Source organism: Pseudomonas sp. CVAP#3 (assembly GCF_018986375.1).
GTDB lineage: Bacteria > Pseudomonadota > Gammaproteobacteria > Pseudomonadales > Pseudomonadaceae > Aquipseudomonas > Aquipseudomonas helvetica.
Genome location: NZ_JAHMSC010000010.1, coordinates 215,462 through 227,869 on the forward strand (window position 1 = coordinate 215,462; position 12,408 = coordinate 227,869).

The following is a 12,408-nucleotide window of genomic DNA, read 5'->3' on the forward strand; positions in this document are numbered from 1 at the left end:
TTTCCGCTTTGTCGAGACCTGAATATGGACGTTCGCCAACTGGCCATTCTGGCCGGACAGCCTTCTGCTGCCGTGATTCCCCGTGAACGTTTCATGGGTATGCCGAAACGCGGCCTGGCGTTCCTCCTCGCCAACGTGATGTTCTGGCAACCGATGTGGGCGCAGGCGGACGGCATCGTGGTCAGCGCGCCGGGCACCAGCCTGGATCGCGCCGGCAATGGCGTACCGATCGTCAACATCGCCACGCCCAATGCCACGGGTCTCTCGCACAACCAGTTCCACGACTACAACGTCACCCTGCAGGGCTTGATCCTCAACAACGCCGCCACCCAGACCTCGGCCACCCAACTGGGCGGGTACATCGTCGGCAACCCGAACCTGAAGAACAGCGGGTCGGCACAAACCATCCTCAACGAAGTCAACGGCGGCAGCCCAAGCCAGCTGAACGGTTACACCGAAGTGGCGGGGCAGTCGGCGCGGGTGATCGTCGCCAACCCCTACGGCATCAGCTGCAATGGTTGCGGGTTTATCAACACCCCACGGGTGACCTTGACCACCGGCAAACCGGTGCTCGACAACGGTCGTCTGGACCGCTTCCAGGTCGACCAGGGCAGCGTCTCCATCGACGGTGCGGGGATCAATGCAAGCAACGTCGACCGTTTCGAAATCATCACCCGCAGCGCGAAGATCAACGCCCAGATCCAGGCGAACAACCTGACCATCGTTGCCGGCCGCAACGACGTCAACGCCGACACTCTCAACGCCACGGCGCGGGCCAATGACGGCAGCGCCCAGCCGGAACTGGCGATCGACTCCTCGGCCCTCGGCGGCATGTACGCCGGCGCGATCAAACTGGTCGGCACCGAAGCCGGGGTCGGGGTGAAACTCGACGGCAAACTGATCGCCAGTGGCGGGGATATCCAGCTCGATGCCAACGGCCAGCTAAGCCTGGCCGACACCTCGGCGGCCAATGGCGCGGTGAACATCAAAGCCGCCAGCCTCAATGCCCAGGGACCGATTTACGCCGGCAGCACCCTCACCGTGCAAACCCAGGGCGACCTGAGCAACCAGCAATCCCTCGCCGCTCGCGACAGCATCAACCTGAGTGCCGGCGGCCAACTGACCAACAATGGCGTGATCGAGGCCGGGGTCAACGCCGACACCAGTCGCAACGCCAGCGGCGACGTCAACCTCAGCGCACAGAACCTCAACAACAGCGGTAAAAGCGTGATCGCCAGCCGCAACCTGACGGTCAACACCGCGCAAACCCTGACTAACCAGGGCGGGACGTTGAGCGCGCAAAATCGCGCTCAAGTGACGGTCGGCACACTGGATAACCAAAACAAAGGGCGGGTGCTGAGCTCCGGCAGCCTGAGCGTTACAGCGAATCAACTGCTCAACGCCCAAGGTGGGCTGATCAACAGCGCCGGCAGCCTGGACACTCATGCGGGCTATCTGAATAACAACAGCGGCGAGCTTTCCAGTCTCGACACCCTGACCCTGCAAATCGCTTCGCTGGACAACGTGGCCGGTCTGGTCTCGGCCGGCAAGGCCTTGAGCATTACCGCCAGCGCCGGGGTGAATAACCAGGGTGGCAAGCTGAGCAGTCTCGATGCGCTGAACCTGCATGCGGGACAGGTCGATAACAGCAATGCCGGGCGGATTGTCAGTAACCAGATGCTGACCGCCAGTGTCACCAGTCTGGACCAACACAACGGCGGCCAACTCACCAGCAGCAGCGGGCTGACCCTGGACCTGAACCAAGGGCAACTGAACAACCAGGGCGGGCTGATCAATGCGCCGCTACTGGTGTTGAACAACCTCAAGGACGTCGGCAACCAGAACGGCGAAATCTCCAGTGCGCAGGCCTTCACCCTGGCCGCCCGAAACCTGGACAACAGCAACGGCAAACTGATCAGTAACCAAGGACTGACCCTGCGTGTCGACCAGGCGCTGAGCAACATTAAGGGGCTGACTTCCGCCACCGGGCTCGATGCCCGGGCTGGAAGTCTGGATAACACCGATGGTGTGTTTACCAGTAAAACCGGCCTGAGCCTGATTCTCGATGGAGCCCTTAACAATCACAGTGGCGAAGTCTCCAGTACCACCAGCACCACGCTCAAAGCTGCGAGTCTGGATAACAGCGACGGTCAGGTCACGGGCGATGTGGCGCTGAACATTGGTTTGATCGGTGCGCTGAACAACCGGAACGGCGTACTCGGTTCCGGGAAAACCGTCAGCATCAGCGCCGCCAGCCTGGACAACAGCCACGACGGTAGCCTGGTCAGTGATGACAGCCTGACCGCGCGCATCGCTGGGCTGTTCGATAACCAGAACGGCAACCTAAGCGCCAAAGGCGTGGTCGATCTGCAGACAGGCAGCCTCGACAACCGCAATGGCAGCTTGATTGGCAAGGATCGCTTGACCCTGCAAAGCGACTCGCTGGACAACCGCACGGGCAAAGTGCGCGCCGACAAGGACCTGCAACTCAACGTCGGGCAACTCGATAACCGCGAGCAAGGCCTGCTCAACAGCCAGACCGCGATCAACTTCAACGGTAATCATCTGGATAACCGTGGCGGCTTGCTCAGTGCGGTCGGCCCGGTACGGCTGGACGCGGTCAGCGTTGACAACAGCGGTGGCCGCGTTTCCAGCAAAAGCGACCTGACGGCCAACATCGGGCAATTGACTAACCAGAAGGGTGAACTGGTCGCCCAGGGGATTCTGACGCTCACTGGCAAGGGGCTCGATAACCGTAACGGCGGTTTGGTTGGCGCGACAAAAGCGCTGAAACTCAGCGTCGATGAGGTCGATAACCGCGGCGGGGAAATCTCCAGTGCCGTTGACGTGAGCATCGAAGGCCAGAGCCTGAACAACAGCGACAACGGCAAGGTGCTGGCCGGGACGGATCTGGGCCTGAAAGTGGCGCAGATCATCAACCAGACCAAGGGCCTGTTGTTCAGCAAGGGCGCGACCACTGTCGTGGGTAAGAGCCTGGATAACAGCGGTGGCAGCCTCGTCACTCAGCAAGGGTTGGACATCCGCCTGGACCAGGCCTTGAGCAACATCAAAGGCCTGATCAGCAGCGAAGGCACCCTGAATCTCAGCGCGGCCAGCCTCGACAGCAGCAACGGTAGCCTGTCGAGCGCCGGGGCGCTGACGGTGACGACGACCGGAGCGCTGATCAACCAGAATGGCTCGATCACCACTGATGGTGATCTGACCCTCGGCAGTCAGAGCCTGAACAACAGCCAGAGTGGCTTGCTCAGTGGCAAAAGCGCGACCCGTGTCACCACCGGTACCTTCGACAACACCCAGGGCGGTCGCTTGATCAGCGGCGACACCCTCGACCTGACCGCAACCCAGGTCAGCAATGGTGTTGCCAGCCGCATCGCCAGCGACAAGGCACTGACCGCCAGCGTGACCGGTTTCGATCAGCAAGGCGGTGAGCTGTTCAGCAAGACCTCATTGAGCCTGGACCTGAATCAGGGCCAGTTGAACAACCGAAACGGCCTGATCAATGCGCCGTTGCTGATGTTGAAAAACCTCAAGGACGTCAACAACCAGGGCGGTGAAATCTCCAGCGCACAGGCCTTCACACTGACCGCGCAAAACCTCGACAACAGCAGCGGCAAGTTAATCAGCAACCAAGGGCTGACCTTGCGCATCGATCAGGCACTGGCCAGCGTCAAAGGCCTGATCTCCGCCCAGACCCTCGACCTCCACAGCGCCAGCCTGGATAACAGCAACGGGATCATCAGCAGCCATGGCACGCTGGGAATGACGGTGCAAAACCAGTGGGTCAATCAGGGCGGAACGCTGATTGCCGACGGTGACATGCAACTGAACGCCGACAACCTCGACAACACCAACGGTCAAATCGCCGGTAAATCGCAGGTCACGGCCAACATCGCCACCCTGAACAACCAGGGTGGTCAACTGATCGCCACCGGCGGGCTCCAGCTGACAGGCGCAACCCTCGACAATCGCCAGGGCGGTCTGGTTGGCGCGACCAACGCGTTGCAACTGACGGTGGGTGCGGTCGACAACCGTGGCGGTGAATTGTCGAGCAAGGCGGATGTGAGCTTGACCGGCAGCACACTGGATAACAGCGATGGCGGTCAGGTGCTCGCCGACGGTGCACTGGCGTTGACGGTCGATCGGGTGATCAACCGCGCCAAAGGTCTGCTGTCGGGCAAGGCCGGACTGAACCTGACGGGCAACAGCCTGGACAGCAACGGTGGTTCGCTGACGACTCAGCAGAACCTCGCGGTCAATCTTGCGGACGATCTGGATAACAGCCTGGGCTTGCTGAGTGCCGAAGGCACCCTTGGGGTCAAGGCCGCCAACCTGACCAACACCTCGGGCAGCATTTCCAGCGCGGGGGCGCTGAAGCTCACCACCACTGGCGCCGTGACCAACCAGGGCGGCGAGATCGTCACCGACGCCGGCCTCACACTCAATAGCGCCAGCCTCGACAACCGCAATAAAGGCAGCATCAGCGGCAAAGGCGCGGTACTCGTCAACACCGGGGCATTCGACAACAGCCACGCCGGGCGTCTGAGCAGCGGCGACAGCCTGAAGCTGACCACCACTCAACTGACCAATCAGGACGGCGGTCGCATCGCCAGTACCGCCGCCCTGACCGCCAACGTTACCGGTCTGGATCAGCAAGGGGGGCAACTGTTCAGCAATACGTCGCTGGATCTGGACCTGAACCACGGTCAACTGAACAACCAGAACGGTTTGATCAACGCACCGTTGCTGATGCTCAAGAATCTCAAGAATGTCAGCAACCAGGGGGGCGAGATCTCCAGTGCCCAGGCGTTTACCGTGGCCGCCGACAGCCTCGATAACAGCAACGGCAAACTGCTGAGCAACCAGGGCCTGACCCTGCGTATCAACCAGGCACTGGCCAGTGTCAAAGGCATGATCGCTGCCGCGGCCCTCGATGTGCGGGCTGCCAGCCTGGACAATAGCGGCGGCACCCTGACCAGCCGCGCCGATCTCAATCTGAACGTCGATGGCCAGCTCACTAACCAGAACCAGGGCCTGATCAACGCTACCACCGACCTGAACATCACTAGCACCGGACTGAACAACCAGGGCGGTTCGTTACTGGGTAGCGCCATTGCCATCGACCTTGGTGCGGCCACCGGCGACCTGAACAACAGCGCCGGCCTGATCACCACCGCCGGCACGTTGAGCATCAATCACCTGCGGGACCTGACTAACCAGAACGGTGAAATTTCCAGCAGCCAGAGCGTCAACCTCAGCGCCCGCGCGCTGGACAACAGCGCCGGCAAACTGATCAGCAACAACCTGCTGACGGTCAACGCAGCCAACGTACTCAACCAGGGTGGTCTGGTATCCGGCTGGCAAGGGCTGAGCCTTAATGCGTCAAGCCTGGACAACCGCAACAACGGCACATTGTCGAGTCGTAGCGGCGATGTCGGTGTGACCGTCAGCGGCGCGATTCTCAACAGCGGTGCCGGTGCGCTGGTCAGCCAGAAAGCCTTGGCTGTCAGTGCGGCGAGCCTGGATAACAGCAACGGCGGGATCCTTTCCAGCGGCAGCGGCCAGACCCTGACCGTCAGCGGTCTGCTGAACAACGCCCAGGGCGGTTTGATCGACAGCGGTACAACCCTGGCGATGCAGGCGATGACCCTGGGGAACGCCGGCGGCACCGTCAATGCGCAACAAGCCCTGAGTTTCACCGGTACCGCGCTGGACAACAGCAGCGGCAGCCTGGTGGGTAATGGCGCAGTGACGCTGGACCTGCTCGGTGCCCTGACCAACACCAACGGCAAGATTGCCAGCGCCGGGCCGCTACGGGTTCAGCGCTCATCGCAAATCAACAACCAGGGCGGCCAACTCGCCAGCCAAGGCTTGATGACGCTGCTCACCGGCGGCCTCGACAACCGCAATCGCGGGACCGTCGCGGCCAACGATCAGTTGACCTTGACCACGGGCGGAGCGCTGCAGAACAGCGCCGACGGCCTGATCTACAGCCAGAACGGAGGCCTGCAAGTACAGGCTGCCAGCCTCGACAACGCCAAGGGCACGCTGCAAAGCCAGGGCGCCCTGAACCTCACCGTGGGCGGCGATATTGACAACCAGAGCGGTCGGATTCTGGCCAAGACCGGTGACCTGTCCATCAGCGCCGGCAACCTCGACAACCGCGGCGGTGTGCTTGCCAGCCTGCAAGGTGCCTTCACTGCGCACCTGACGGGGGTCTTGAAAAACGGCTACGACCTGAACAACAACCGTCAGGGTGGCATCACCCAGGCACAGCGTTTGAACCTGACGGCCTTGGGCGGTATCGATAACTACGGCGGGCGCATCTCGGCGCAAACCGGCGATGCGGTCATCGCCACGGGCGCGGGCAACTTCGACAACCGCAACGGCGGCCTCTATGCCAAGGGCCAGGTCAACGTCACTGGCAACAACTTCGACAATAGCGGCGACAACGACGGCCAGATCGCCGGCAACCAGATCACCCTGAACCTCAACGGCGCCCTGAACAACCGCTTGGGCATCATCGAGAGCGACACGACCCTGGCGATCAAAGCCGCCAGCCTCGACAACCAGACCGGCCAGTTGCGTGCATTGGGCACCAGCGGCAAAACCGACTTCCAGATTGGTGGCCTGTTCGACAACCGCAACGGCACCCTGGAAACCGCCAACACCGACCTGACCCTCGGCGCCGGCAGCTTCCTCAACACCGGCGGCAGCCTGTTGCACGTCGGCACCGGCACCTTCGACATTTCCACCGCGAACGTCATGGGGGCCGGTGGCACCCTGGTCACCCGCGGCGGCCTGACCCTCAACGCCGACAGTTGGACCAACAGCAGCGTCATCCAGGCCGGGCGTCTGAATGTCAACGTTAACAACTTCACTCAGACCGCCAGCGGTCAACTACTGGCCTCTGACAGCTTCGTGGGGACTGGCGGCACTTGGTTCAACGATGGGCTGATTGCCAGTGACGGCAGCATGAGCCTCAGCCTGGGCGGTACTTACTGGGGCAATGGTCGTCTCAGCACGTTGGGCACACTGGGGTTGAGTGCGGCGCAGATTGGTCTGAGCAGTTCCGCCAGTATCGCTGGCGGTGGCGATACATCGATCTCCGTGGGCGGACCACTGACCAACTCGGGGCGGCTGACTTCCGCTACCAATCTGAACCTGACCGCAGGTGGGATCAATAACCTCGGGACGCTGGGCAGCGGACAGCAACTGACCGTCACCACCGGAGCATTGGTCAACGATCACGGGCTGATCTTCAGTGGCGGCGACATGCAGCTCTTGAGCCCAAGCTTCACCAACAGCTACGGACAGGTCTATAGCCTGGGTAACACGCTCATTGCCAGGGACAAAAATGGGACCAAGGCGGATCTGCTGGACAACAGGTCCGGAGGGATTGATAGCACGGGTAATCTGACTATCGCAGCCACGACGGTTAATAACGTCATGGATGTGTTGCAATACACCGAGCATGAGAAAAGTGTCGCGACCATCACTGAATTGCCGTGTGCATTGATCGCGGGTCCTGCATGTGACTACCGTGGCGGTGGCCGCAGAAACGGCCTTTGGGAAATTGCAGAAACCGATCGTTTGAAGATAACGCTTCATTCTGAAGCCGCCTCGATCAACAGCGGCGCGAACCTGACGATCAACGCAGGAGAAGTGAATAACATCAGCAGCAGTCTTACAGCTGCTGGCGATTTAACTGCTACTGCTTCGACGATCAACAACAAAGGTTTGCAAGAGCAGGAAATCGAATCCACTCGAAGGTACGTGAGCTGGGTCAACGAAACCGCCACGGCCATTAGATTGGCTGACGTCTTCACCAAACGAAACAACCCGACACCTTCGGCCACGGTCGAAGCGGACATGAGCAACTTTCTGGCCTGGATGGGAGAAAAACTGCCTGCCAACACCCGCGTCATTAACGGTGAGTCTCTGGATGCCATTATCCAGGCTGGCGCAAATGTCACCCTCAATGCTGCTCAGAACATCAACAACAGCGTGGTTCGCCCGTACTATGCCTATGTTGCGGCGGGTCGTACCAAGACTGACACGGGTGCGGGCGGTGGCTACTCGACGCCGATATACATCAACGCGCAACTCCGACCTGATCTGGCCCAACAACAAGTCAACCCGATAGCACTTCCCGGCTTCAGCCTGCCCACCGGCCAGAACGGTCTGTTCCGCCTGAGCGGACAAGGCACCAGCACTCCGGCCGCCAGCGGTCCGCAAAGCTGGACCATGGGCGGCGCCAGCCTTGGCGCGGCACAACGTCAACAGGCGCTGCCGGCCAGTCAGGCGCGGGAGATCCAGATTGGCAACATCGCCCAGGCTTCCGCCACCTCGGTTGACCTGATAGCGGCGGCCCGCCAGGCGGCCAATATCGATACCAGCGCCAGCGCGATCAACGCGGCGGTTCCGGGCGCGAACCCGGCCTCGGGGGCAGTGTTGCCAGGCCGTTCTGCGACCAGCGTTGCCATCAGCCAAGCGGCTCCGGTCGCCGGCCAATCGACTCAGCCAGGTGCCTTCACGGTCAACCGTGTCCAGGGCTTACCGGCCAGCACCGTTCCGTCCAACCCGCAGAAATACCTGATCGAAACCAACCCGGTGCTCACCGACCTCAAGCAGTTCATGAGTTCGGACTACTTGTTGGCGAACCTCGGCTACGACCCGGACAAAAGCGCCAAGCGTCTGGGCGATGGCCTTTACGAACAGAAGCTGATTCAACAAGCCGTGGTCGCCCGCACCGGCCAGCGCTTCATCGATGGCCAGACCTCGGACGAAGCACTGTTCAAGTACCTGATGAACAACGCCCTCACCAGCAAGCAGGCACTCAACCTGTCACTGGGCGTGAGCCTGACCTCCGAACAAGTCGCGGCCCTGACCCACGATATTGTCTGGATGGAAAACGCCGAGGTGAACGGCGAGCAGGTGTTGGTGCCGGTGCTGTACCTGGCCAACACCAACAACCGGCTGGCCGCCAATGGCGCGCTGATCCAAGGTAAAGACGTCAGCCTGATCGCCGGCAAGGACCTGAACAACGCCGGCACCTTGCGCGCCAGCAACAACCTGTCGGCGGCTGCCGGCAATGATTTGGTCAACAGCGGTCTGGTGGAAGCCGGCAACCGTCTGGACCTGTTGGCGGGCAACAACCTCGTCAACAAGGCCGGCGGCATCATTGCCGGGCGTGACGTCAGCCTGACGGCGATCCGGGGCGATGTGATCAACGAACGCACCGTCACCACCCATGAAAGTGCCGGCGGTTACCGCGGAGAGCGGACTGACTTCGTCGACAGCGCCGCCCGTGTGGAAGCCGCCAACAACCTGACCATCCGTGCGGGCCGCGATATCAACAATACCGGCGGCGTGCTGACAAGCGGCGCCGACACCACGATCAGCGCTGGTCGCGACGTCAACCTCACCTCCGTCCAGCAAGTCGCCAGTAACAAGTACGGCACTGACGGCCGCGATCAGACGATCACCCAGTACGGCTCCAGTGTTGACGTTGGCCGTGATCTGAAAGTCGACGCTGGGCATGACCTCACTGCCATTGCCAGCCAGATCGATGCCAAGCGTGACATCGCCATGAGCGCTGTCGGCGATCTGACTCTGGCCTCGGCAGCGAACGAGCAGCACTCGTACAGCCATAACAAGAAGGTGACAAACCAGCAAGACCACGTGCAGCAGGTGTCCACCACGCTTAACGCAGGCGGCAATGTTGCGCTGAACGCGGGCAAGGACCTGACGCTTATTTCCAGCAAGGTCAACGCGGGGGATGAAGCCTACCTGGTGGCGGGAGACAAAATCGAACTGCTGGCTGCGCAAGACAGCGACTACTCGCTGTACGACATGAAGAAAAAAGGCAGTTGGGGCAGCAAGGAAACCCAGCGCGATGAAGTGACCAAGGTCACTAACGTCGGCAGTGAAATCAAGACCGGCGGGAACCTGACCCTCGTCAGCGGTGGGGATCAGAAGTATCAGGTGGCCAAGCTTGAAAGCGGTAAGGACATCACGCTGCAAAGCGGAGGTGCCATCACCTTTGAAGGGGTGAAGGATCTGCATCAGGAGAGTCATGAGAAGAGTGACAACAACGCGTTTTGGGTCTCCTCCAAAGGCCAGGGCAATACCGACGAAACCTTGCGTCAGAGCCAGATGGTTGCCGCTGGAAATATTGCGATCAAAGCCGTCGATGGCCTGAAAATCGACATTAAACAGGTTGACCAAAAAACTGTCAGCCAGACCATCGACACAATGGTCAAGGCTGATCCAAAACTGGCGTGGCTCAAGGACGCCGAAAAGCGCGGTGATGTGGACTGGAAGTTAGTCAAGGAAATCCATGAGTCCTTCAAGTACGAAAACTCAGGGTTAGGACCTGCTTCGCAAATCATCATTGCGATCATCATGGCAGCCGTTGTCGGTCCCGCCGTTGCCGGTATGGCGGGCGGTGGTGCCATGGGGGCTGCGGCAGGTACGATAGCTGCCGGTGCATCAACAAACGCCACCGTTAGCGCAGTCAACAATCGAGGCAATCTGGGCGCTGTAGTCAAGGACGTGACCTCTTCCGATGCGATCAAAGGCTATGTCATTTCTGGCGTTACGGCGGGCCTGACGGCAGCCTACTTCGACGGTTGGACGGGGACCAAGACCGACGCAATAACGAAGAAGCTCATCGGACCGGATCTCAGCACTTGGACAGGCGTCGGCCAGTTTGCGGCAAACCAGACGTTGCAAGGCGGAACGTCTCTGCTTCTGAGCAAGGCGTTGGGGCAGGGTGGCAGCATGAGCGATGCCCTGAAGAACGCTTTGTTCAACACCTTGGCGGCGGCCAGTTTTAACGCGGTGGGCGATTACACGAAAGACGTGGTTGCCGACGGTTCCCTGCCGAAGGTCGCGATTCACGCCATGGTGGGCGGACTACTGGCTCAAGCGAGCGGTGGGGACTTCAAGACGGGAGCCTTGGCGGCGGGAGCGAATGAGGCGCTGGTCGGGCATCTGAATAACCTGGTCAAGGGCGACAAAACCCTGTTGACCATGAGCTCTCAGATCGTTGGTGTTCTTGCTGCCGCAGCACAAAAGGATGTCGATGCAAGCAAGCTCGAGAAGGGGGCTTGGGTGGCGCAGAACGGTACCCAGTATAATTTCGGTGATCACCTGCCTCCGGGTTTAACCGAATATGGGCAAGCGGCAACTTCCCTTGTGGAATACATGCAAAATCAGGGGGCCTCATCTGAAGAGGTTGATCAGGCCGCTCGGGCACTCGCGCAAGGCCAAGGGTTTGAGGGCGTCCAGCCAGCGAATGAGTTCGTCAAGGCGTGGGGCGCGTTCATGGCCGGAGAGCTCTCTGGCTTAGGGTTAGCCGCTATACTTGGGAAGGCCGGTTCGTGGTTTGCAAAAGGTGCAAAAGGACCAGCGACCGATTTACTGTCTGGTGAAACAAAAGTAGTAGGTGACGGTACACCAGCGGCTAATGATGCGAGCTTTACAGGTGCAAAAGAAATACCTAAGGAATTAGGTAAAGTGTCTTTTGATGCAGCTAATGGTGTGGGAACCATCTACTCTCCAAGAGTCACCATGAGCGGAAGTGAAATGACATTCGATGAGTTTGCGATAGGGACTTCGAAAGGATTCATTGGCGTTGGTGCCGATGGGGCCGCTGAGTTAGCAGGACCATTGAAGAAAATGCTTGCTTATGCTCAGTCCCAAGGTGCAGAAAAAATTACTCTGACAGGTCGCTATGCATCCCCAGAAGGCTCTATGCTTGGGACCGGTAGTTTTGATAATGTAAATCGGAATTTTTCCTTTAGCTTTCCAGCAACTAAGGATGGCTTGAGGGGGTTTTTAAAAGGGGTTGGACAATGAAGATTCGTCGAACACTTGAAAAAAGGATGAAAGATATTGAAGCTTCAGGTCGAGGGCGCTTTCATGAGGAAGCTGAAGAGGGTGAAATTTTATTTTCTACTGGTATAGAGGGTGGAAGGTTAGATGTATATGTTGACGGTTTTTCCTTTGGAAGGAATGAAGTTGCGAATAAGGTGTTGTTTTCTGATGTTTCTAGTATTGAAAGTCACCTGAATGTAGAACTGTTTTCGAATGCGAGTCGCTCGGGGGATGTTGATTTTTACGTTCCCTTAGATGTGACATGTGGCTTGTCTCAATTTGCGCTATTTTTACCATTCTTGACTTACTCTAATGTTATGAATATTTTGGTTGGACTTAGAGAAGATTGGGTGAGGCAGATATCTCCTGAGGGGTAGTTGGTGCAAAAGGAGGATTGGGGAGAATTGAGCCACCCATTCCAAAGCAGAATAGGGGACACCCATTAGCCGGTCCTACGTCAAGATCCAAAGCCTACCCGCCCTGCTTTTTTAACGGCAGGGTGTTTCC

General features: G+C 59.4%; 2 protein-coding genes. Both read left to right on the forward strand.

Going from position 1 to position 12,408, the window contains the following annotated elements:
* The first annotated feature begins 24 nt into the window (after positions 1-24).
* Positions 25-11,883: a filamentous hemagglutinin N-terminal domain-containing protein gene (locus tag KRR23_RS18805; RefSeq protein WP_216743718.1), complete on the forward strand. Its 11,859-nt coding sequence runs from the start codon at positions 25-27 to the stop codon at positions 11,881-11,883.
* Positions 11,880-12,278: a hypothetical protein gene (locus KRR23_RS18810; RefSeq protein ID WP_216743719.1), complete on the forward strand. Its 399-nt coding sequence runs from the start codon at positions 11,880-11,882 to the stop codon at positions 12,276-12,278. The genes KRR23_RS18805 and KRR23_RS18810 overlap by 4 nt, the downstream gene beginning before the upstream one ends.
* The last annotated feature ends 130 nt before the right edge of the window (positions 12,279-12,408 follow it).